The organism is Hymenobacter sp. IS2118, from assembly GCF_000715495.1.
In the GTDB taxonomy this organism is placed as follows: Bacteria; Bacteroidota; Bacteroidia; order Cytophagales; family Hymenobacteraceae; genus Hymenobacter.
In genome coordinates, this window is sequence record NZ_JNLX01000034.1 from 45218 (window position 1) to 68453 (window position 23236).

Consider the following 23236-nt stretch of genomic DNA (forward strand, 5'->3'; position numbering starts at 1 on the left):
GAGCACAAAGCTTTTGGTGGTGAATAACCTGACAAAAGTAGTTGGCACTCCTAACTAAATTATCTATTCCAGAGGCTGGACCAGACCCTAAATAAATTGTGGTCCATCCCGCTGATTTGTGAGATGCAACTCTCGGAGCGTGGTGGCGTGGGAAGCGGCTTACGGGCGTACACCGCCTAGCTGATGCTCAATCAGAAGATTGAACCCAGTGCCACGGCCTCCGCGTTGGGTGACGCGAGTTGAATAAGTTGAATGAGGACAACGTTCAGGTCGCGTAAGCTGGCAATAAGCTGCCCCTGGGCATCGGGTATGGGGTCGCGTACTGGCACGGCACCGTGGGCCAGGGCGTAGTCGAACAACTGCTGTAAATCGGCAGTGACCAAGTTTAGGTGAAAGGCAGGTGGGTCGGACAGAAACGAGTTGAGCCGGCGCGGGCCGAAGGCGTCTTCCTGCACGTCGTGGGCAGCTAAAACCAGGCGCTGGCCGGGCACATCGAGGCGGGCAGCAGTGGCATCAGCGCTGAGGATGGCGGCGAAGCCGAACACCTGGCGGTACCATTCGCAGGTTTGCCAGACGTTGGGCACGTGGATGGTGAAGTAGCGTAGGGCAATCATGCGGAGAGAAAAACAGAATGGCAGCCAAGCGGGGTTGCCGGCACGGGGCACCTGCTGCGGCTGTGCGGCCAGCTAAAACGTAACCCGGTAGAAGGGCACGGGCAGAAAACCCTGTTGGTTGGCCGTGCCGATGCGGTTGGTGCGCGGGTTGTAGGCCTGCTGGAAGATGTTTTCCCGGTTGGTGACGTTCTGCAAGTCCACGGCGATTTCGTGGGTGAGGCGGGCGCGGTTGATTTTGTAGCCCAGCTTGATGTCGGTCCGGAAGTAGGCCGGCTGCTGCTCGCTAAAGGCCTGGTCGACGCGAAACACCGGCCGGCGGGTGGCGGCGGAGGCGTTGAAGTCAATCGGCGTGAAATACCGGCCGCCGGTGGTGGCCGCCCGTAAGCTCAGCGTCAGCGTATTCTCGCGGCGGCCCACCCGAAACTCGCGGCCCGCCAGCGCGTTGGCCGCGTAGCCCGTGTTGAAGGGCGTGTTGCGGGAAATGCCGTCGCTGCCCTTGTAGGTAGAGCTGAAGACGGACGTGGTGAGCAGGAAGTAGTAGCCTTTGGCGAAGCTGCGCTCCAGGGTCAGCTCGCCGCCGTAGTTGCGGCCGGTGCCCTCGTTCACGAGGTTGCCCCGGTTGATGCGCTCAAAATCAGCCCCTTCCGTTAGCAGCGAGTAGGAGCTGGGGGTGCGCTCCACGGGGGCGTCGAACAGCCACTGGTGGTAGCCTTCGAGGCGCAGGCGCACGTTTTCGGTGAGCTGGCGGTCGTAGGCCAGCACCGCGTGGTGGCTGCGGGTGAAGCCCAACTGCTGGTTGGTGCGGGCCACGGAGCCATTAGCCTGCCGGCTCTGGTAAGCGTAAGTAACCAGGGTCTGAATGTTGCTGTGCAGGCCGTAGGCCGCGCTTAACGTACCGGCCGGGCCGACCTGGTACTGTACCCCGGCGCGGGGCTCCACCACGGTGCTGCCGTTCAGCTCGAAGCGTGTGGCGCTGAGGCCGGCGTTGAGCGAGAGCCGGTCGGTGAAGCGGTGCTTCCACTGCGCGTAGAGCTGCGAGAGGGCCGTGTTGTCCTGCACATCACGCTCCACGCTTGGGGTCGGGTAGGTGTAGCCGCTGCTGAAATCGTACTGCAGCAAGTCCACAATCAGCCCGGCCGACACCCGGTCGCGGGCGCTGAGCTTGTGGGCCACCGAGAGGTTGGCCGACAGCTTGTCCTGGGTGTAGTCCACGCTGTACTGCGGAATTTCGGCGCTGATGAGGCCGCCACGGTAGAGCACCGTGTCCTGGTCGTAGCGCTGGGTGGTGCGGGAACCCGACAGCACCAGCCGGCCCACGGTGCGGTCGGTGAAGCGGTGCTCGTAGCTGGCGGCCCCGACCCCAGTCATGAAGCGCGGCCGGCCGTTGTTGTTTTCGTCGCCGAACACGCCGGCCTGGGTCGTGTCCACGTCCTGGCCCAGGAACGTGATGCGACTGCTGCCGCCCAGCACCCAGGCGCTGAACGTGCCCCGCGCGCCCACCGGCACGTCGGTTTTGAAAGTCAGGTCCTGGTACTCAGGCGTCCCCACCACGTCGAAGCCCACCGCCTTGACGGCCGAGAACACCGAGTACCGGTAATTGATGAGGTACGAGGCCTTGGAGTTCTTGCTATAGGGGCCCTCCGCCCCGATTTCCAGACCATTGAAGCCCACCTGGCCCAGAAACTCGCGCTTCTCGTCGTTGCCCTTGCGCAGGCGCAGGTCGAACACCGAGCCCAGGGCGTTGGCGTATTCGGCCGGGAAAGCGCCGGTGAGGAAGTCGGACTTGGCCAGCAGGTTGTTGTTGAGCAGACTCACCGGGCCGCCCGTGGTGCCCACGGCCCCGAAGTGGTTGGGGTTGGGGATGTTCACGCCGTCGAGGCGCCAGAGCAGCGAGGCCGGCGAGTTGCCGCGCACCACGATGTCGTTGCGCGAGTCGTTGGCGCTGCCCACGCCGGCAAAGTTCTGGGCCATGCGGGCCGGGTCGCCGAGGCTGCCGGCGTAGCGGTTGGCTTCGAGCGGCGAAAACGGCCGGGCCGAGACGGTGGCCATCTCGTTGTTGGGCACCCGCTGGTCTTCGCCGCGCTTGTACACCACCTGCACCTCGTCGAGCTTGGTCAGGCGCTCGGTCAGGCTCAAGTTCAGCACCACTTCCTTGCCCGCGTTTACCGTCACTTCGTTCAGGAAAAGGTCTTCGTAGCCCACGCTCGTCACGCGGAGCCTGACGCGGCCCACCGGCACGCCGGTCAGCCGGAAGCGGCCCTCGGCGTCGGTGGTGCCGCCCAGCGCCGGCTCCGCGCCGACGACGATGACCGTCGCGCCAATCACGGGCGCCTGGGCCCCGGCATCGAGGATGGTGCCACGCACGGTCTGGGTGGGGCCGGCCGATTGGGCGCGGGCACCGGGTTGCGCCAGGGCCGTGCCCAGCAGTACGCACAGAAGTAAAAGGACAGTTCGCATGGCGAAAGCAGGTTGTTGGTTAGAAGTGAGGAGGGTTTTGGGGAGGGGCGGCGGGCTTGCGCGTCAGCAGCCCGGTTCTGGCAGCTGGGGCGGGCAGGCCCTGCGCATCAGGGGGTGTGCGGGTCGGCTTCGGCCGCCGCCTTGAGCTGCTGGAGCCACAGCCTGGAGCCCGCTTGCAGCCGGCTGCGGAAGCCCTTTTTCAGGAGCGAAACCAGCAGGCCCCGCTGGCTTTCTTCCGTTATCACCAGCGTGACGTCGCCCTGGGGTACCAGGTGCCAGAAGTGGTACACCGTGACGCCGTACTTGCGCCCCCGCCACCCCAGCTGCCGCGGCGGGTCCACCAGCAACAGCGTGGAGGTAAGGTTGAGCTTGGTGGTGCGCCAGCGGAACCGCTCGCCGGCCCGCAGCGCAGCGGGCGGCTGCGCGGCCCGGACGAAATCGTAGTGCGCCGGCCAGCCGCCAATGTTGGTCAGCACCGCCCATACCTGCGCGGGTCCGGCCCGCACCACCACCGTGTCGCGGGTTTGCACCGGTGCCCGCTCGTCAATGGCGGTGCGGGCGGCGGGGAGCTGAGCGGCGGCGGGCGTTGCCAGCGCGCCGACGAGCAAGAGATGAACGGCCTGCCACCAGGCAGGTCTTAGTTCCAACGGGTCCATAAATCTTTCTGCAGGTTGACGAAGAAGTTGGTTTCTCCTTGGGCGTTGCGGCTCAAGTTGAGGCGCACCACGGTGTTGTACCACGTGTTGATTTCCAGGCCCACGCCCGCGCTGCGCAGCAGGCGGTTGGCCAGCGGGTTGTCGAGCCGGTCGGGGTAGCGGTTGTAGATGCCGCCCCAGTCGGTGAAAGCATTCAGGTAGAGGTTGAGCGGCAGCGTGTTGAACTGCCGCCAGGGCACAAACCCCAGCTGCAGGGTGCGCCGCAGCAGCTGGCGTTTCACGTTGAGCCGGCCCGAAGCATAGGCCGAGCCGTTGACCACGTACAGCTCGTAGCCGCGCAGGTTGTCCTCCTCGTAGCCGATGCCGCGCAGCAGGTTGTAAGGCACGTCGGGGGTAGTCAGCACCATACTCTTGAACAGGTAGTTGGCGTACCACTTGCCACCCAGCGGGTAGTAGTCGCCGAAGGCCAGGCGCAGTTGCCAGCTGCGAAAGTTGTCGGCGGGCAGCACGCCCAGGCGGCGCACGTCCGCAATCAGGGCCCGGCCCTGCAGGGGGAAGTTGACGTTGTCGCGCCGGTCGTAGCGGAAGGTGTACCCCAGCGTGGTCACCTGCTGCCGCCGCGTCCCGCGCCGGCTCAGGTAATAGGGGTTCAGCTCGCGCAGGGCCGTGGTTGCCTCGGTCCGGCTGTAGCCCAGCTCCGCGTAGTGAAACACGTAGAAGCCCTGCCGGCGGCGCAGCATCAGCTGGGTTTCCAGCTGCGTCTGCAGCACGGCGTCGCGGTAAGCAAAGGCCAGTTGGTCGCCGAGCGTGTTGTAAGCCAGGCTGGACAAGGCCTGGTAGCGGGTTTCGGTGAACAGCCCGTACACGCCCTGCCGGTCCAGGTAAGGCACGTGGTAGCGCAGCGTCAACCGGTCGCTAAAGCCGGTTTCGGCCACAAACTCCAGCTTCTGCAGACGCCCGAACAGGTTTTCATGGTCGATGAAGAAGCCGTAGTTAAGGCGGCCCAGCTGGCTGCCCCGGTCCACCCACTCGTTCAGGTTACGGTCGTTGAGGCGGGCGTAGGGGGCGGCCCACACGTACCAGTTTTCTTTTACCACCACCCGCAGGGCGAGGAACGGCAGGCGGCTCGAATCGGCCTCCAGGCGCACCGACCCGAAGAGCTGGGTGTTGGCAATGCGCCGCTCGTTGGCCTGCAGGCGCGCTTGCAGCCCGGTCAGCCGTAGCGTATCGCCCACCCGCAGGTCCATTTCGCGCCAGATGATGAACTCCTTGGTGCGCCGGTTGCCGCTGATGCTGATGGAGTCGATGACGATGACGGGATAAGCTTGCCGAACAGCGGCCGTGACGCCGCCGGCCGCCGGGGGCACCGCGCCCCAGCCAGCCCCCGCCGACAGCACCAGCCACAGCCACAGCAGCACCGCACATCTACCCGAACACGTTTGCATAGAGGGCTTTATCGCTGGATTTTCCAGCTTTTGACGAATCGAAAGTACCCGGGCATCCTGCCGCGAAGCAGTTACAGAGGTTGAGAAATCCAGCGGCGGGCGGACCGCCAGGCACCGCTACGCGGTTCAGTAAGGTTTCATCAGCCGCGCCGCCAGGCCGGGGGCCACGCGCAGCAGCAGGCGGAGCAGCTTCACCTTGCCGATGTTGCTCTCCCAGCGGTTGTGGGTGAAGTCGCGCCAAAACTCCTCAACCAGGGCCTCCGGCGAGATTTTGGCCTGGGTGCGGCCCGCCGTCATGGGGGTATCCACCACGGGCGGAATGATTTCAAACACCTGCACGCGGGTGTTTTCCAGCTGGTAGCGCAGGGCCTGGGTGAACACGTGCAGCCCCGCCTTGGTGGCGCAGTACACGGGGGCCGACTGCTTGGGCGCGAAACCCAGCCCCGAACTCACGTTGACGATGGCGGCCTGGGGCTGGGCCGCCAGCCCCGGCAGCAGCAGCCCCACCAGCTGCAGCGGCACGGTCAGGTTGAGCTGGATTTCGTGCTCGATGTGGAACACCACGTTGTCGCCGTGCAGCAAGTCGTAGTTGTACTGTACGGCCGCGTTGTTGACCAGCACGTTCAGATTGGGGTGGTGCTGCTCCAGGCGCACGACCAGGTCGTCGAGCTGGGCGCGTTGCGCGAGGTCGCAGGCCACCGGATGCAGCGCGAGGGGGTACTCCGCCTGTAGCTCCTGGAGAGCGGCCAGCCGACGACCCACGGCCACCACCTCATTGCCCTCCCGCAACAAGCGCCGGGTAAGGGCGTAGCCGATGCCGGAGGTAGCGCCGGTGACCAGGACTTTGTTGCCGGAAGGTTGCATGAGCGGGCGGTTGGGCAGCGCCTACCGTTCAGTGGTAAGGCGATGCAAAATTGGGGGCAGCTGCCCCCGCCAGTCATTTACATAGGTAAAGAAATGCCGGGCAGGCGGGCAGCCGACGGCCACCGCGTAGCAGCAGGCGCGGCGTCTGAGGCGCAAGAAATCCGAGGCCGTTTCGTTACCTTAGACCGGGACCGGAAACAATGTTTCCGGGCTGCCGCTTTCCTACCAACTCCCCACGCCACCAGTGCCGCCGCCAGGGTGTGGTGGCCCCACCCTAACGTTCTCCGCAAGCCCCTGCCATGCCGACCGCCTTCGTTCAGACGTACCTCAGCCGGATTTCGCCGGTTTCTGACACCACCTGGCAAGTCCTGGCCCCGCTCTTTGAGCGCGTCGAATTGGCGAAGGGCGAGTATTTCCTGCGGTGCGGGGAAGTGGCACAGTACGCGGGCATCCTGGAATCGGGCATTATCCGGGCGTTCTACACGTCCGCCGAGGGCGTCGACTACAACAAGCATTTCTTCGAGGCCCCGTCGTTTTTCGGGGGCTACGCTTCGCTCATCACCGGCGCGCCCAGCCACATCCAGGTGCAGGCCCTGTCGGCTTGCACCGGCTGGACCCTTCGCTACGCCGACTTGCAGGCCCTGCTGCCCCAGTGGCCGGAGCTGGAACGGCTGGCCCGCCGCTGGGCCGAGCTGCTCTACGTGGCCAAGGAAGAGCGGGAAGTAGAAATCGTCATGCTGAACGCCGAGCAGCGCTACGGCCTGTTTCGGGAGCGGTACAAAGCCGTTGAACAGCTCGTCCCTCAGTACGCCATTGCCTCCTACCTGGGCATTACCCCCACCCAGCTCAGCCGCATCCGTCGCCGCTGAGGCTCCGGCCCGCGCCGTTCCCAGCCCTCAACTTCGGTTTCGCCGCGCTGAGCCAAATACGGTTCGTGGCACCCCACACCTTTCGGGTGGGCAGCTGCTTGCGCATCGTGCTGCCCAAGCGGGAGCCGATGCGCGAGTTGCTGGTCGGATTCGACCTGGCCCGGCTGGCGCGGTTCACGGCCTACCAGGTAGACGAGCTGCTGGATGACCCGCGCCTCATTCACAACCGCCGCAAGCTGGAAGTCGTGGTGCATAATGCCGGGGCCTGGCTAAAGCTGCTCGCGGCCGAAGGCGGCGAGGCCCGGGTACTGAAGTTTTTCTACGGCTTCGTGGACGGTCGGCCCGTCGATAACCAACGCGCCGACGCGCAACCCCCGCCGCTGCACACGCCCGCCGCCGAGGCCCTGAGCAAGGAGCTGAAGCGGCGCGGCTTCGCGCTGCTGGGGCCGGCCACGTGCTACGGGCTGACGCAGGCGGCGGGGCTGGTGAACGACCATGCCGTGGAGTGCCCCCGGCACGGGGAGTGCCGGCAACTGGTAAGATAGCGCGGCGGCTGAAGCCCGACAGGCCCGGCAACGATGCGCGAATGGAGCCGGCCGTTGCTTGACGCTATAGCTAATAGCGGACGGCTAGGAACCGGTTGGCAAATTGAATCAACAGGCCGTTGGGGTTGCCCAGACTGGCCGCTAGGCTGCCCGCCCCTGCCACCATGCGCAGGAGGAACAATCCACTGCCCCCTTGCCTCTGCCCTGAACTACTGCCGGTTCAGCCGGTTTGCAGAGGGCCTGAAAAATAATCTAGTTTAGCGTACTGCCCCTGCCGGGACCATACACCCATCACAAAGAGCATGAGCTACAAGAATGCCGACAGTGTAAGCTTCGAGGGCTTTGTGGCTCAATACATGGGTAGCGGTCCAGACCCTTTTGCATTTCAGGCGAGTGGAATAAAGCTATACCCCTTATCCATTGCCTCAACCTTTATAACACCGCCGACCCCTCTTTTCAGAGCAGAGTACAACTTTCTACTGCTGTTTTTGGCTGGTGGCGGAAAGCAACAGGTGGATAATGAGATTGTCGAACTAAAGGCAAATGACGTTTTATTTATTCGAGAAGGCCACCTGAATGCCATCAAGTCCATTGACCCCGATACGGATGGATATTACATCTACATCGACAACACGGTACTGGCGCAAATTTTCACTGACAGCGCTTTACTACATCGACTCACTTTTTATCCGAAGCATTCTGTTTCCAGGCGGGAAATGGAATGGCTTTGCAACTGCTGCGAATTGCTTGTTTCGCACAAAGCCGCCAATACACAACCCGACAACATTGGCTACACGTTGCTGAGAGCCATTGTCTTGAAGCTAGCGGAGGCGTCACCAGCGGCACTAGCCAGGCCCGACCGGCCATCCGCCATAAATATGTTATTCAAGGAGCTGTTGTATGATAATTTCCTCGTGAAACGAGAGGTGAAATTCTACGCTGATTCTTTGGCGGTTTCGGAAAACTACCTGAACAGGTGCGTGAGGACGATTACCAGTAAACCACCGAAGCAGCACATCAATGAAATGGTGATTAATCAGAGCAAGGTGCTCTTGCAGGATTATTCCAAAGACATTGCGCAAGTTGCATTTGAACTCAACTTTTCCGAGCCATCTTACTTTGGCCGGCTGTTTAAGCAGCTGACCAGGCAAACGCCCACCGAATACCGGAATTCGTTGGGGAGCTTCCCCACCAATTAGGAAGGCGTCCAACCGCTTGTCGAAGCTTGCTTGGAGCCTATTGGGTGCTGCCGCAACCGGCTCTTCTACGCTATTAGGTGGCGAAGCCGCCAGGAAAAGGCTCCTTGCCGCTTTCCATCCGCTGGCTTTACGAAGAAGCCCCTCACTTTACGCACGGTTTGTCCGAGTACGTGCAGGATTCCTGACAACGAAGCGGCAGTTGCGCTCCTGACCTTTGCGAACTCAAAGTAGTGCTGGCACTACTTGATGAGCATTTTCAAACGTAAAACCAGAAAAGCACCATGCTACGCCACCTAGCTTCTCTATGCACGATTCTTCTGCTGGCCGCAGCCCTGGCGGCCTCGAAGTCGGTGAGTCAACAAGCACCGATGCAGATTCAAATCCTGAACGTCCAAAAAAACGGCGGCAAGGTGGTCGTTGAAATCTACAACGCGAAAGCGGAATGGCTGAAAAAGCCTTTCAGGAGAATGACGCTAGCGGCCGACGACAATACCAAAAAGGCGGTGTTTGAGGTGCCCCACGGCAAATACGCCATTTCTGTCTACCAGGACACCAACGGGAACGGCGAATTGGGCATGAATTTCCTGCAAATTCCCAAAGAACCTGTCGGTTTCGGCAACAACTACAAGCCCTTTGGTGAGCCTAAGTTTGAGTCGGCGCTCATTGACTACGGCCCGACCGCGCAGCCTGCGGCCATCAAGCTCTACAGCGTATTTTAAACGCCTGGCCCATGGATGAAAAGTGGAGCGTAGAACAGGCGCCCGCGCAGCACGGCAGCATTGCCGTGGTAACCGGGGCCAACAGTGGCGTGGGGTACGAAACCGCCCTGGCCCTGGCGAAAAAGGGCGTGCGGGTGGTGTTGGCCTGCCGGAACCTGGAAAAAGCAGCCGCCGCCAAATCGAGGATACTAGCGGCCTGTTCCACCGCCAACATTGAATGCAGGGCGCTGGACGTGAGCAGCCTGCGCTCGGTCCGCGAATTCGCTACGCACCTGCGCACCCGGTACGACCAGCTAAACCTGCTCATCAACAATGCGGGCATTATGATGTCGCCCTTTGAAATGACCGAAGACGGCTTCGAGAACCAGCTGGCCACCAACTACCTGGGCCATTTTGCCCTCACCGGCTTACTGCTGCCGTTGCTCATCGCTACGCCCGGCTCCCGGGTCGTCACACTCAGCAGTTTGTCCTATAAATGGGCCGGGATTGACTTCGACGACTTGCAGGCCCAACAGGGCTACAGCCGGGGCAAAGCCTACGGCCAAAGTAAGCGGGCCTGCCTGGTGTTTGCCTACGAATTGCAGCGCCGGTTAGCCGCCGCGGGTTACCGCGTCCGGTCGGTGGCGGCCCATCCGGGGCTTGCCAAGACCAATCTGGACCAGTATTTCCCGGCGCTGATTCGACCGCTGGGCAACCTGTTTTTGCAACCCGCCAGCCAGGGAGCCCTGCCCATTCTGTACGCGGCGTTGGCGGAACACCTGAAAGGCGGCGAATTTATCGGCCCGGACGGTTTTCAGCAAATGAGGGGCTATCCGACCCAAGTGGATTCGGATGACGCTTCCAGGGACGAACACATTGCTGACCGGCTGTGGCAGGTAAGCGAAGAGCTGACGAATGTTCGGTACCTCGATGATAAAACGGGCTAGTGGCAGCCCAGCATCCGGGCAAGCTGGCTACCCAACTCCAATCAAGGTCGTCTTGCAGTGCGGCTGCCTTTTGCCTCAAAACTCCTTTTTAATTTCAAATCTGTTTGCTGATGAAACGTTGCTACTCCGTGCTGCTCCTGTTGCTGGCGCTGCACCTGGCTGGGGCTGGCCGCACGGCCCAGGCCCAAACTACGGGCACCATCACCGGCCTGGTGCGCGACCGGGCCACGCAGGAGCTGCTGCCCGGCGTGACGGTGCTGCTGGAAGGCACCGCGCTGGGCACGGCCACCGACGGCACCGGCCGCTACCGCCTAACCGGCGTGCCGACGGGCAGCTACAACCTGCGGGCCACCTTTATCGGCTACGAGCCGCTGCTGCGGGCCAACGTGCGGGTGGGCAGCGGCAACGCCAACATCATCGACCTGGAGCTGGGGGCTGGCTCCCAGGCCCTGGGCGAGGTGACGGTGGTGGCCAACCGCGCCATCCGCGTGGCCACGGCCGAGACGCCGTTGAGCGTGCAGCGCATCAACACCGAGGAAATCCGCTCGAACCCCGGCGGCAACTTCGACATCTCGAAGGTGGTGCAGACGCTGCCCGGCGTGGGCGGCGGGGGCACAGGCGGCACGGCGGCCTTCCGCAACGACATCGTTATCCGGGGCGGCGCGCCCAACGAAAACGTGTACTACCTCGACGGCATCGAGGTGCCCGTCATCAACCACTTCCAGACCCAGGGCAGCTCGGGCGGCCCGCAGGGGATGCTCAACGTGAGCTTCCTTGAGGACGTGACCCTCAGCACGTCGGCCTTTAATGCCCGCTACGACAACGCCCTCTCGTCGGTGCTGCAGTTCCGGCAGCGCGACGGCAACCCCGAGCGGGTGCAGGGCAACCTGCGCACCTCGGCCACCGAGGTGGCCCTCACGCTGGAAGGCCCGTTGAGCCGGCGCGATTCGAGCGGGGTGGCCCGCACCACGTTCCTGGCCTCGGCCCGGCGCTCGTACCTGCAAGTGCTCTTCGAGCTGATAGACCTGCCCATCCGGCCCTCTTACTGGGATTATCAGTTCAAAACCACCACCAAGCTGGGGCCGAAAACCACGCTCACCACGCTGGGCCTCGGAGCTATCGACAAGTTTCGGCTGGGCGTGCCCCGCAACGCCACCCCGGAAACCGAGCAGGAGCTGCGGCAGAACCCCACCGCCGACCAGTGGAACTACACCGTGGGCGTGAACTTGCGGCGGCTCGTCCGCAAAGGCTACCTGAACGTGGCCCTGAGCCGCACCCAGCTCGACAACCAGCTCGACCAGTTTCAGGCCGGGGCGGAGGGCGACGAAAGCCGGCGCATTCTGCTCACGCGCTCGGGCGAAACCGAAACCAAGCTGCGGGCCGACGTGAACGGCACGGCCGGCCCGTGGGCCTACAGCTACGGCGTGATGGGGCAGTACGTGCAGTACGACAACCGCTTCTTTAACCGCCTGCGCCGCCCGGTGCTCGACGCGGGCGGCAACGAGCTGCAGCCGGGCGTGGACGTGCGCTTTCAGACGGCGATTGATTTCGGGCGCTTCGGGGCCTTCGGGCAGCTGACCCGCTCGTTTCTGGCCGGCGACCGGCTGACCCTTTCGGCCGGGGTGCGCACGGATGGCAACTCGCTCACCGACGACGGCCGCGACCTGCTCCGCACCCTCTCGCCCCGCCTCAGCGCGAGCTACGCCCTGCGGCCCACCCTGAACCTGAACGCCTCGGTGGGGCGCTACTACAAACTGCCGGTGAACCCGGTCCTGGGTTTCCGCGACAACGCGGGCCGGCTCGTCAATCGGAGCAACCAGTACCTGCGCTCCGACCACTACGTGACGGGCCTGGAGTGGCTGCCGGCCCCGGCCACGCGCTTCACGCTGGAAGGCTTTTACAAAAAATACGACGACTACCCCGTGACCGTCCGCGACGGCATCAGCCTGGCGAACCTGGGCGGCGACTTTGGAGCCATCGGCAACGAAGCCGTGACCAGCACCGGGCAGGGCCGGGCCTACGGCGTGGAGTTCTTCTTTCAGCAGAAGCTGACCCGGAAAATATTTGCCGTGCTCTCGCTCACCGGCTTCCGCTCGGAATTCACGCAGCGGAATGGCGAATACGTGCCCTCGGCCTGGGATTCGCGCTTCCTGGCCTCGGCGCTGCTTGGGCGCAAGTTCAACAAGGGCTGGGAGATGGGCCTCAAGTACCGGGCCGGCGGCGGCTCGCCCTACACGCCCCTGAACCTGGCGGCCTCGCGGGCCAGCTACCTGGCCACCGGCCGCGGCGTGTTCGACTTCAGCCAGCTCAACACCCAGCGCCTGGGCACGTTCCAGCAATTCGACTTCCGCCTCGACAAACGCGTGAACTGGCGGCGCTTCACCCTCGATTTGTTCTTTGACGTGCAGAACGCCTTCGTACTGAGCAATCCGGCCATCCCCAGCTACGCCTTCCAGCGCCTGCCCGACAACTCGGATTTCGCCACCACCGACGGGCAGCCCATCCGGCCGGACGGCTCGAACGGCATCCCGCTGCTGCTCACCAACGACGACCCGATTACGACCCCCACCATCGGGTTCATCGTGGAATTTTAGCCACCAACGGCACCCGGTGCGCCTGGTCGGGTGCTGTCGCCTGATTTTTTACGTGTCAAGTGTTTGAAAAACAATCTCGTTACTTATGGACTTGCTGCTTACTTCCATGATTCAGCCATGCCGCAACTCCCAACCCGCTATAATCTGTATTTCGTGGCCTGGCTGCGGCGGCCTGTGGCCCTGGCGGGGAACTGCGGCCGAGGCTGCGGCGCAGGGCTGCTCCTGCTCCTGCTTCTGGCCGGCTGGCAAACGCAACCGGCATCCGCGCAGGCTCCGGCAACGGTAACGGTGAGCGGCACGGTGCGGGATGAGACCTCGGGGGAAAGCCTGCCGGGGGCCACGGTGCGCGTGCGGGAGCGGCCGGGCGTGGGCACGGGCGTGGCGGTCAACGGCGCGTTTACACTTGCGCTGCCGACGGGCACGTACACGCTGGAAGCCAGCTTTTTGGGCTACACGACGCAGTCCCGCCAGGTCGTTCTGTCGCGCAGTCAGCGGGTGGCCTTCCGGCTAGGGCGCAGCGAGGCGAGCTTGGGGGAAGTCGTCGTCACGGCCCGCCGCCGCGATGCCGTCATCAGCCAGGCGCAGGCGGGGGTCGAAACGCTCGACATCAAGCAGATAGCCAAGGTACCGGTGCTCTTCGGCGAGAAGGACGTGATTAAAACCCTGACCCTGCTGCCGGGCGTGAAGACGGCCGGCGAGGGCAGCAGCGGCTTTGCCGTGCGCGGCGGCAACCTGGACCATAACCTGGTGCTGCTCGACGACGCTGTGCTTTACAACCCCTCGCACCTGCTGGGCTTCTTTTCGGCCTTTAATTCCGATGCGCTGCGCGAGCTGACCATTTACAAGGGCGGCATGCCGGCGCAGTACGGCGGGCGGCTCTCGTCGGTGGTGGACGTGCAAACCCGCGACGGCGACCGGCAGCAGCTGCGCGGCAGCGGCGGCATCGGGCTCATTGCTTCCCGCCTGGCGCTGGAAGGGCCGCTGGCGCAGGGCAAAGGCTCGTTTTTGGTGGCGGCCCGCCGCACCTACGCCGACGTGTTTCTGAAGCTCGCCCCCGACGAGGCGGCCCGCAACGCCAGCCTGTTCTTCTACGACCTCAACGCCAAGGCCAATTACACCCTGAGCCAGCGCGACCGGCTCGCGTTTTCGGGCTACCTGGGCCGCGACGCGCTGGGGCTCCCCACCTTCGGGCAGCGCTACGGCAACCAGGCGGGCTCGCTGCGGTTCAGCCACGATTTTTCGGACCGGCTGGTTTCGACCACCGCCCTGATTTACAGCAGGTACGACTTGCAGCTGACCGTGCGGGCCAACGAGCAGGACTTCAACATCACCTCCGATATCCGGGACTGGCAGCTGAAGCAGGACGTGGAATGGGCGCCCCGCGCCGGGCAGAAGCTGCGGGCGGGCGCCAGCGCCACGCACCACACCATCACGCCCGGCTACGTGACGGCGGCGGCCCCCGCGCCGGTCAACGCCACGGCCCCCAATCCGGCGGATGCGCTCGAAACGGCCGCTTACGCCTCGCACGAGTGGGCGGCCACCAACCGGCTCGATTTCACGACCGGCCTGCGCGCCTCGGGGTTCAGCCTACTGGGCCCCGGCACCTACGCTACCTACGACGCGGCCGGCCGCCCGCTGGCCAGCCAGACGTACACCAGCGGGCAAACGGTTAAAACGTACGTCAACCTGGAGCCCCGCCTGGCCGCCAGCTACCAGCTCACACCCGCCACCACCCTGAAGGCCGGCTACGGGCGCAACGTGCAAAACCTGCACCTGCTGAGCAATTCGCTGGCGTCGTCGCCCACCGATTTATACATTCCCACCTCCCGCAACGTGCGCCCCGAGCTGGCCGACCAGGTGTCGGCGGGCTACTTCCGGGCGCTGGGGGCCAAGCGCGCCTATTCGCTGTCGGCCGAGGTGTATTACAAATGGTTGCAGCGCCAAATCGATTACCGCGACGGGTCGCAGCTGCTGGTGGGGCAGGACGTGGAAAGCACGCTGCTCTACGGCCGGGGCCGGGCCTACGGCCTGGAGCTGCTGCTACGCAAAGACCTCGGCCGGCTCACGGGCTGGGTGGGCTACACCCTGAGCAAGAGCGAGCGGCAGTTTGCGGCCATCAACGCGGGGGCGTGGTTCAACGCCCGGCAGGACCGGCCCCACGACCTGTCGGTGGTGGCCCTTTACCAGCTCACGCCCACCTGGAGCCTGGCGGGCACCTTCGTGGCCAGCACCGGCAACGCCGTGACCTACCCCGTGGGCAAGACCTCCGTGGCGGGCCAGACCGTGAGCGTGTACGGCCCGCGCAACGCCAACCGCCTGCCCGCCTACCGCCGCCTCGACGTGGGGGCCACCTACGAAAAGCCCCGCAAGGAAGGCCGCCGCTTCCAAAGCAGCTGGAACTTCTCCGTTTACAACGCGCTGGGCCGCCGAAACCCCTTTCTCATCACCTTCGAAAACGTGCCCGACGACCCCACCCGCACCCAGGCCGTGCAAACGGCGCTGTTTCGGTTCGTGCCTTCGGCCACCTACAATTTCAGCTTTTAGCCTTCTATTAGGCCAAATATTCCCACCGTCATGCTGAGCTTGTCGAAGCATCTCTACCGCTTCTTTGAACGGCTCACACGAAGCGGTAGAGATGCTTCGACAAGCTCAGCATGACGGTCTAAATACGTTCTAAGCAACAGCATCTTGCCTGCCAATTTATGAACAACTTACTCGTCCTTCGTTTCCTGGCCGCTACCGGCCTGCTGCTCACCACGGCGTGCCAAACGGTGATTGACCTGGACCTGCAGGATGCCGCGCCGCGCCTGACCATTGAGGGGCAGCTGACCGACGACGGCCAGCCCGCCACCGTGCGGCTGATACGCAGCGTCGCATTCACGGCGGCCAGCTCGTTTCCGGCCGTGGGCGGGGCCGTCATTACGCTGCGCGACAACATCGGTGGGCTGGACACCCTGCGCGAAACGCCCACGCCCGGCCAGTAACGCGGGCGCACCCTGCGCGGCCAGGCCGGACGCCAGTACACCCTGCGCGTTGAGGTCGACGGGCAGGCCTACACGGCTACCTCCACGCTGCTGCCCGCCGTGCCCCTTACCGGGCTGCAAGCCCGCCCCTCAGGTTTTGGCGATGAAATAGAAATGCTACCCGTGTACCAGGACCCCGCCGGGGTTCCCAATTACTACGTTTTCCGGCTGTACCGCAACGGCCGCCTGACGCGGGGGATTTTCGTGCAAAGCGACCAGCTGACCGACGGCCAGCCCAACAGCCGCGCCCTCAACGTTCAGGGCCCTTCGCCCATGGAAGACAACCTGGTGGCGGGCGACAGCGTGCGCGTGGACATGCAGCACGTGGACGCGGGCGTGTACGAGTATTTCCAATCGCTCAACATGCTGCTGCAAATCGGCCTGGCCAGCGCGTCGCCCGCCAATCCCACCTCCAATTTCTCCGGCGGGGCGCTGGGGTATTTCAGCACCTACGCCCGGCAGCAGCGCAGCCTGACGCTGCCGAGGTAATCCCCTTTTTCCTGAACACTAAATCCATCCTGAATGAACCACCTGCTCTTCTTCCTGGGCCTAAGCACGATTCTCGTGCATGAAATGGATGCGGTTCGCTTGGCTGAGTGGCGAATTCTACTCGGGTTTTTGAAGCTCAGCGACTCGGTGGGCTACGTGGTGTTTACGGCCGTACATATACCGCTATACGTAGCGATGTTTTGGTTTCTGTTTAACAAACCAACCCTTCCGGGCACCCTGAATATGCCATTGGTTCGGGCGCTGGAGGTGTTTTTCATCCTACATGCCGGTTTGCACTGGTTTTTTCGCCATCACAAGCATTACCACTTTACTTCTGCCTTCTCCAAGATTTTAATCGGACTGCCCGCTCTGTGTGGTGCCTTGGATTTAGCATTGACGAAATGAGTAGCTGCTGTTGTCCTGACAAACGGCCGATTCTAAAAAAAACCAGCGCCGGTCAACCCCGTGCCCACCCACGTGCCCGCCGGCACCTACGATGCAGAGTTGGGGCAGCGGTTGTGGGCCTTTAACGAAGAGTTGGCCGGTGGGGAATAGAGGGCTCCATAGCTTGGTTGGGAAGCCCATCATTAAGCAGAATTGCTAACAGGTCCCGTTTTGTGCAACACCGGCTCACAAAACGCTCGTTTTCTTGTACAATCGAGCCGCCTTCAGCAACTGGCGGACCGAGATGGCCGGTGTGGCGCGCGTGACAAAAGCGTTGCATATAGCAGTTGAGAAGCGGTGTTATTCTGTTAACTCGTCCAAAGCCAAACCAACCCACTCGGCTTTTTCTCGGAACCGCCAGTGTTGTAAGCTAGCATAACCCGTCTTGTCAACCTGATATGGAGGTTGAAAATCGTCTACTCCGTTGTTGATGGGCAGCCAATGACGCAACCAAGGCTAGTTTGGGGAAGGCACGAAAACAACCATTAGTTACCCTGTCCCAACACCACCGCCTCCGCGTGCTTCACCAGCCCTGCCAGCAGCCAGCGAAAGGTGAGGTCGGGGGCGGGCTGGGTGACGGTGGTGGGCGTGGCGTTGGTGGCCAGCAGCAGGCAGGCGGCCGAGTACAGGTTTTCGTGCATCAGGCGCCGGCACAGGATTTCGTAGCGCTGGGCGTAGGACGTGCCGCCTTGAGGCGTGACGAAAACCGGGTCGACGGCGAAGTAGGGTTGGTTGAGCTTGACCGGGGCGTGGACTTTGGGGCAGTCTTCTAGTAGAAACAGGTAGCCCAGGAACGGGCGCGGGCCGGGGCCGAACCGCTGCTCGCGGTAGGCTTTCCATACGTCCTCGGCGCTGCCCACGGCTTCTTCCACGCGGTTGTTAGCGTTGTTGCCGAAGGAGGGGCCGACCTGACTTTTGAATTCCAGGGCGGCGATAAGCTGGCCGTTGGAGAAGATGAGCATGTCCCATTTCTTCTCGGGGCGGTAGTAGCCGGGAATCTCGAGGCGGCCTTGGGAAGTGGCATCTTCGGAGCGGCCAATCTTGATGTCGAGGTTGGGCAAGCCCACCAGACGTAGCGCGCGCACGATGAGGGCTTCGAGGGCCCCCATCTGGCCGCCGGCGGTGACGGCGCCGCGGGTGCCGGCGTCGAGCTGGCCGGTGGCTTGCTGCCGGGTGCGGGCCTGGTCGCGGGCACCCCAGTAGTATTGCACGGCTTGCTGCAGCTCGGTATCGAGGTTTTGAAAGAGGGCGTCGAGGAGTAAGGGCACAGGGAAGTAGAATTAAGCGGCGGGCCAGAGGTGGCCGATGCCGTACACGGTCACGGCGGCGGCGGTGGCAGCGGCTACGTCGCGGGTGCGGAAAGCTTGGCGCAGCGCGGCGGCCTGGGATGGAGGGATGGCAGCCGGGGACGGCACCCGGATTTTGCGCAGGTACTGGGCCTGCATTCGGAGGTAGCCGCCGCGCATCCGCACCCCGTAGCACTCGACGAAGAAGGTGCCGAGGTCGCTCAGCAGCAGCCCACCCAATACTTCAAGGTCCCAGGTGTCAGAGGTAATGAAGTAGAGGTTGTGGTCGGGGTAAGTTTCGCCGCGGTCAAGCACCGGGAAGAGGGTGTTCTTGATGTCGGGAATGTAGAGCTTGGGGCGGCGGTACAGCTGCTCGTCCACCTTATCGATGGTACGGTACCAGGCATTGGGGTTCTTTTTGGCGACGTGCCGACCGGCAAGCTGGGCGCGGTGGGCGGTCAGGTGGGCGCTCAGGCGGGGCCGCTGTGTCAGGTCTACCAACTTGCCTTGGTGCCAGGGGCTAATGAGCAACTGGCCGCCCCACGCGAGCTGGCCCGTGCGCACGTCGGCGGGCCGGGCCAGGCGCAGCTGGTGGGCGGGCTCTACTTGGTCGGGGTTGGTGGTGAAGAACACGGCATCGGCCCCGGTAGCCACGCCAATGCCCACGCGGGTACCAGTGGCGGCCGATACCATCGGCTCGAAGTGTTGCTCCAGGTACGCTAGCAGCACCATGCGGGCGGGCGTGGTGCGCGTCCAAGACTCACCGGCCGGGAACCACTCGGGGACTTGGGCAGCCGTGAGGCCGGGTACAGGTGCCGCGCCGGTGGCATGGCGCACGGCGGCCAAATGAGCAACAATTTCAGCGGTGGGGGCCTGCTCCAGCTCGGCGGCGGCACTGGCTACCACGGCTGGTCCCTGCGGCGCTTTACGAATGACGGAAATAGCCGGGTAGGCGCTTACCTCTTCTTCGAAAGCCGCGGTGTGGTGCATTTCAATTAGCGTTTCGACGGCGAAACCGCTGGTGATGTAGCGGCGCAAGGTTTCGCCGTACTGGTTCACCATCCAGCGGTCGGCGCAGATGAAGGCGCACACACCGCTGGGGTTTAGCTGGCGCAGGGCGGCTTCGTAGAAGCCCACGTACAGGTCGGCGCGGCCCCGCATGGTGGGGAAGAGCTGGCGGTACTGTGCGTTTAGTGGTTCCGGAATGCTTTCAACCCGCACGTAGGGCGGATTACCGAGCACGAAATCCACGCCGGCGGGGGCGGCCTCGTCAAAGAGCTGTGGGGGCCGGGCAGCTCCGGGGGTGGTGCGGCCGACCAGCAGCAGGTAATCGGCTTCGACCAGCCAGGCATTCAGCAGCACCTCGGCGTCGGTATCGGATACGCCGGCCTCTTGCAGCAACCCCAGCAGCTTGCGGCGGCACTGGCGGAGGGCGGCCGCGTCCACGTCGTAGGCGCGAACGGAATCGAGACAATCAAGCCACGGACGCCCCTGCTTACGACACGAATCGAGCAGGCGCGCCACCATTGGCAGCAGAAATGCCCCCTCCCCCGCCGATGGCTCCACTGCGCGGGCGTCGACCAGGTTGCGCGGGGCGGCGTAGCCAGCCAGGTCGAGCAACAGCTCCACGACCCAGGCGCGGGTATAGACGGCCCCTAATGACAGTTCAGCGAGTACTTCCATGAGCAGATTCTACTAACAAAGTACGGCTAGGCTTCCAACTTGCGGGCGGCGCTGCCGGATTTGCTGACAGCGTTGAGCCGCTCTTCCAGCCGGTCCATGTCCTCCCCTACCTTGTGTTCCACTACTTTGGCGTAAATCTGGGTGGTACGCAGATTTTTGTGGCCCAGCATCGAGCTAACCGTTTCAATGGGCACACCGTTGGTGAGCGTGACGGTGGTGGCGAAGGTGTGGCGGGCAATGTGGAAGGTCAAGGGCTTTTTGATGCCACAGACGTCGGCAATTTCTTTCAGGTAGGCATTGAGCTTCTGGTTGCTCTTGACCGGCAGCAGGCGGCCCGCTGCCAGGCACTCGGGGTCTTCGGCGTACTTGCGCAACACGGCCAGCGCCGGAGGCAGCAGCGGCACATTGGATTTGGTGTCAGTCTTATTCCGCTGGGTCATTATCCACTTCTTGCCATTGATGCCGGTCAGGATGTGGTCGGGCGTGAGCTTGAGCACATCGGAGTAGGCATAGCCGGTGTAGCAAGAAAAGATAAAGATGTCACGAACTTCGGCCAGGCGGCGCATAGTAAACGGTTTCTCGGCCAGCAGTTGCAACTCTTCGGGCGTCAGGAATTCGCGCCGCACCTCCCGGGTGGTACACCGAAAATTTTGGAAGGGGTTTTTGTCGAGCCAGTCGTGGGTCACGGCGATGTTGGCCACCTTCTTGAGGTACTTCAGGTGGCCCATCACCGTATTATGGTCGAGGGCCTGCTCGGTTTTAAGAAAATGCTCAAACTCGGTAGCGAAGCGGTGGTTGAGCTGGCTCAGGGCCAAGTCGGACCGGTTGTGCTGGTACTTGAGGAAAGCCCGGACCTTACCCTCGGTGACGCGGTAATGGCGGGTGGTAGCCCGCACGAAATCTATTCCAATACGCGCTTCGGCTTGCATGTTGTAGTAATCGAGCAGCTGCAGCAGGGTTTTGGTAGGGGCAACTTTCTCGAGGAAGGTGTTTTTTAGCAGCTCAGCTGTCACCGGCTCGTCACCGTTCAGAAGTTGTGTAAACTGCTTGTTGAGCTTCGCCCGGAGCGTATCCAGGTACGCATTCAGGGTCCGGGCATCCTCCTTCGTGCCTTTGACTTTGCCCGTGCCGCTGTCCCACCGGGTCGGGCCAACGCTTCGCTTGGCAGAAATTTCGTTCCGCTGAACACCTACCGTGAGGCGGATGTAGATGGGCGCTAAGCCGGTTGCAGCGTCAATTTTGGACGTACGGAGGAAGAAAAGGATGTTGAGGCCGTGGCTCATAGCTAAGCTAAAGATTCAGTTCACCAGTGGGCTAACAAGTAACGTCATAAGGGCTGCGGGTTCGCTTGTACCGAACCTCATTGCCTTCTGAAAGACAATTACTTACCTGCATTCTGGTGACCTAAGCACCAAACTGATTTTGAGTTCACCGCTGGGTACACCTTTTCGTTGAGTTTTGGTGAACGGATTGGGTACAAGATAAAACAAAAAAGCCCCAAATCATACGATTTGAGGCTTTTTGCGTAAGTTTGATACTCACTTTGTGATCCCGCTGGGATTCGAACCCAGGACCCGTACATTAAAAGTGTACTGCTCTACCAGCTGAGCTACAGAATCGGTACCTTGCACCTTGGAAGGGCGTTTCCTTCTTTGGTGGCACAAAAGTACCACTACCTCCCGAACTACACAACCTTGGCGCAAAAAAAAGTCTCTTCCTTCCTAGTGCGTGCACTTTTGCTGGGATTAATCTCCCTGCCTGTCTGCGATTTGAGCGCGCAAACCATTTCAAAAAAAAATTCACCTCTAATGCCCAATGCTTCAACCATGAGCATTAGGCAGGCCGATTCCTTATTTAATATCGGGCAATATGCGGCGGCGATGCCCACTTTTAAGCAGCAGGTGTGGCAACAACGCCAGGCTTCACCCGAATTATTTTTGAAAATGGCCTACGCCCAGCAGCAGCGCGGGTACTATCCGGCGGCGCTGCTCTACCTGAGCATGGCCTACGCCCGACAGCCGCGCGTGCGCACCTGGCGGCAGCTGGCCACCGTGGCGGCCCAGCACCGGCTGGTGGGCTACCCCCTCACCTGGCAGCAGGAGGTGCGGGTGCAGGCGCAGCGCTACTACTACCCCGGCCTGCAGGTGCTGCTGGGCGCCGCCGTAGTGGCGGCCATCTGGCTGCTGTGGCGCCGGGGGCAGCGCGGGGCCTGGGTGGCCTATGCGGCATACATCGGCTTGCTGGGCGCCTACCTGCATTTGCTGCGGCCCAAGCCGGCGGGGCTCGTGGCCCGGTCGGGGGCGGTGCTCATGGCCGGCCCCAGCGCCGGCGCCCCGTGGTTGAGCACCGCCGCCTTGGGCGACCGCCTGCTGGTGCTCGGACGCCAGGATATTTGGTACCGGGTGAAGTGGCAGCAGGGCGAAGCGTATGTTCGCCAGGCCGATTTGCTGGTGGTAGAGTGAGGTGGGGAAATGGTGAGCTAGTGGGCCTGAAGCCTCAACTGCGCAACTTATCCACGCAAACCACCAAACCCATTACCCCAGTATTTCCCCACCAGCGGGTACTTTTGCGGCATGGCTGCTTCCCTCACACTCACTGGTCTGTTTCTTTACCCGGTTAAATCTCTGGGCGGCTACGCGGTGGCCGAAGCTGAGGTGACGCCCCGCGGGCTGCGGCACGACCGCCGCTGGCTACTGGTAGACGAGCGTAACCGCTTCATGACGCAGCGTCAAATCCCCGAAATGGCCCTGCTGGTGGTAGCGCCGGCCCACAACGGCTTTCTGATTACCCACCGGCAGCGGCCCGATTTGCTGCCCCTGTTCGTTCCCTTCGAAGCCACGCCGGAGCGCACGCTGTTCGTCACCATCTGGGACGATATTGCCTGGGCCTGGCGCGGCACCCCGGAGGCCGATGAGTGGCTGGCCGAAGCCCTGGGCCGCTCCTGCCGGCTGGTTTATATGTCGGACATGGTGCGCCGCGACGTGGAGCCGGAGCTCAATCCCGAAGGTCAGCTGGTGAGCTTCGCCGACGGCTACCCTTTTTTGCTGATTGGCGAAGCCGCGCTGACCGACCTGAATGCCCGCCTGGCCGCGCCCGTACCGCTCAACCGCTTCCGGCCCAACCTCGTGTTCGGCGGCGGAGCAGCCTACGCGGACGATAATTGGGAGAGCTTTCGGATTGGTGAGGTGCCGTTTCGGGCCGTGCGCGGCTGCGGCCGTTGCGTGCTCACCACCATCGACCAGCAGAGCGCTACCAAAAATGCCAACGCCGAACCCCTGCGCACGCTGGCAACCTACCGGCAAGTGGAGGACAGCATTATGTTTGGCCAAAACGTGACCGGGCCCGGCACCGGCCGCCTCCGCACCGGCGACGCGCTAACGGTGCTGAGCTACAAGTAAAGCCCAACAAACGGGCACCGAAGGC

At 63.0% G+C, this 23236-nt stretch carries 20 protein-coding genes and 1 tRNA gene; 12 read left to right on the plus strand and 9 right to left on the minus strand.

Annotation, left to right across the window (positions count from 1 at the left end; translation table 11 throughout):
- Positions 1 to 191: 191 nt before the first annotated feature.
- The 5 genes from GM79_RS02090 to GM79_RS02110 all read right to left on the minus strand — a co-directional run bounded on the left by GM79_RS02090 (position 192) and on the right by GM79_RS02110 (position 6036).
- The gene (locus GM79_RS02090; RefSeq protein WP_035558433.1) at positions 192 to 614 is read right to left on the minus strand and encodes a VOC family protein; all 423 of its coding nucleotides are present in this window, start codon (positions 612 to 614) and stop codon (positions 192 to 194) included.
- A gap of 72 nt (positions 615 to 686) precedes the next feature.
- Positions 687 to 3071: a TonB-dependent receptor gene (locus GM79_RS02095; RefSeq protein ID WP_035558435.1), complete on the minus strand. Its 2385-nt coding sequence runs from the start codon at positions 3069 to 3071 to the stop codon at positions 687 to 689.
- Between the two features lie 107 nt (positions 3072 to 3178).
- Positions 3179 to 3679, minus strand: a complete 501-nt coding sequence (locus tag GM79_RS22645) for an SRPBCC domain-containing protein (RefSeq protein ID WP_051718385.1) — start codon at positions 3677 to 3679, stop codon at positions 3179 to 3181.
- 29 nt (positions 3680 to 3708) lie between these two features.
- Positions 3709 to 5172 (minus strand): BamA/TamA family outer membrane protein, encoded by a 1464-nt coding sequence (locus GM79_RS02105; protein WP_081867500.1) that lies wholly within the window; start codon positions 5170 to 5172, stop codon positions 3709 to 3711.
- A 126-nt stretch (positions 5173 to 5298) separates the two neighbouring features.
- On the minus strand, positions 5299 to 6036 hold the full coding sequence (locus tag GM79_RS02110) for an SDR family oxidoreductase (RefSeq protein ID WP_035558441.1): 738 nt from the start codon (positions 6034 to 6036) through the stop codon (positions 5299 to 5301).
- Positions 6037 to 6335: 299 nt separating this feature from the next.
- Between GM79_RS02110 and GM79_RS02115 the strand changes: the two genes are divergently transcribed.
- The 10 genes from GM79_RS02115 to GM79_RS02160 all read left to right on the plus strand — a co-directional run bounded on the left by GM79_RS02115 (position 6336) and on the right by GM79_RS02160 (position 16805).
- Positions 6336 to 6905, plus strand: coding sequence for a Crp/Fnr family transcriptional regulator (locus GM79_RS02115; protein ID WP_035558444.1), 570 nt, complete (start codon positions 6336 to 6338; stop codon positions 6903 to 6905).
- Between the two features lie 65 nt (positions 6906 to 6970).
- Positions 6971 to 7450, plus strand: coding sequence for a DNA-3-methyladenine glycosylase I (locus tag GM79_RS02120; protein ID WP_051718386.1), 480 nt, complete (start codon positions 6971 to 6973; stop codon positions 7448 to 7450).
- Positions 7451 to 7752: 302 nt separating this feature from the next.
- Positions 7753 to 8649: a helix-turn-helix domain-containing protein gene (locus GM79_RS02125; protein WP_081867502.1), complete on the plus strand. Its 897-nt coding sequence runs from the start codon at positions 7753 to 7755 to the stop codon at positions 8647 to 8649.
- 281 nt (positions 8650 to 8930) lie between these two features.
- Positions 8931 to 9368 (plus strand): DUF2141 domain-containing protein, encoded by a 438-nt coding sequence (locus tag GM79_RS02130; RefSeq protein ID WP_051718387.1) that lies wholly within the window; start codon positions 8931 to 8933, stop codon positions 9366 to 9368.
- A gap of 11 nt (positions 9369 to 9379) precedes the next feature.
- Positions 9380 to 10294, plus strand: coding sequence for an oxidoreductase (locus tag GM79_RS02135; RefSeq protein WP_035558451.1), 915 nt, complete (start codon positions 9380 to 9382; stop codon positions 10292 to 10294).
- A 110-nt stretch (positions 10295 to 10404) separates the two neighbouring features.
- A complete protein-coding gene (locus GM79_RS02140; RefSeq protein WP_035558453.1) occupies positions 10405 to 12888 on the plus strand; it encodes a TonB-dependent receptor in 2484 nt (827 codons plus the stop codon).
- A 117-nt stretch (positions 12889 to 13005) separates the two neighbouring features.
- On the plus strand, positions 13006 to 15432 hold the full coding sequence (locus tag GM79_RS02145; protein WP_081867503.1) for a TonB-dependent receptor: 2427 nt from the start codon (positions 13006 to 13008) through the stop codon (positions 15430 to 15432).
- Between the two features lie 158 nt (positions 15433 to 15590).
- Positions 15591 to 15872: a DUF4249 family protein gene (locus GM79_RS26415; protein WP_035558457.1), complete on the plus strand. Its 282-nt coding sequence runs from the start codon at positions 15591 to 15593 to the stop codon at positions 15870 to 15872.
- 12 nt (positions 15873 to 15884) lie between these two features.
- Entirely contained in the window at positions 15885 to 16400 is a 516-nt protein-coding gene (locus tag GM79_RS26420) for a DUF4249 family protein (RefSeq protein WP_081867504.1), read from the plus strand.
- A 33-nt stretch (positions 16401 to 16433) separates the two neighbouring features.
- The gene (locus GM79_RS02160) at positions 16434 to 16805 is read left to right on the plus strand and encodes a DUF6713 family protein (protein WP_035558463.1); all 372 of its coding nucleotides are present in this window, start codon (positions 16434 to 16436) and stop codon (positions 16803 to 16805) included.
- Between the two features lie 524 nt (positions 16806 to 17329).
- On the opposite strand, the gene GM79_RS02165 is transcribed toward GM79_RS02160, so the two are convergent.
- The 4 genes from GM79_RS02165 to GM79_RS02180 all read right to left on the minus strand — a co-directional run bounded on the left by GM79_RS02165 (position 17330) and on the right by GM79_RS02180 (position 21432).
- Positions 17330 to 18112, minus strand: coding sequence for a PaeR7I family type II restriction endonuclease (locus GM79_RS02165; protein WP_035558466.1), 783 nt, complete (start codon positions 18110 to 18112; stop codon positions 17330 to 17332).
- 12 nt (positions 18113 to 18124) lie between these two features.
- On the minus strand, positions 18125 to 19813 hold the full coding sequence (locus GM79_RS02170; protein WP_035558469.1) for an Eco57I restriction-modification methylase domain-containing protein: 1689 nt from the start codon (positions 19811 to 19813) through the stop codon (positions 18125 to 18127).
- A 26-nt stretch (positions 19814 to 19839) separates the two neighbouring features.
- Positions 19840 to 21096 (minus strand): site-specific integrase, encoded by a 1257-nt coding sequence (locus GM79_RS02175; RefSeq protein WP_035558472.1) that lies wholly within the window; start codon positions 21094 to 21096, stop codon positions 19840 to 19842.
- Between the two features lie 263 nt (positions 21097 to 21359).
- A tRNA-Lys gene (locus GM79_RS02180) sits at positions 21360 to 21432 on the minus strand.
- A 189-nt stretch (positions 21433 to 21621) separates the two neighbouring features.
- Between GM79_RS02180 and GM79_RS02190 the strand changes: the two genes are divergently transcribed.
- Together GM79_RS02190 and GM79_RS02195 are read left to right on the plus strand one after the other, a co-directional pair.
- Positions 21622 to 22275: a hypothetical protein gene (locus GM79_RS02190; RefSeq protein ID WP_152559784.1), complete on the plus strand. Its 654-nt coding sequence runs from the start codon at positions 21622 to 21624 to the stop codon at positions 22273 to 22275.
- 111 nt (positions 22276 to 22386) lie between these two features.
- On the plus strand, positions 22387 to 23211 hold the full coding sequence (locus tag GM79_RS02195; protein WP_035558481.1) for an MOSC domain-containing protein: 825 nt from the start codon (positions 22387 to 22389) through the stop codon (positions 23209 to 23211).
- The last annotated feature ends 25 nt before the right edge of the window (positions 23212 to 23236 follow it).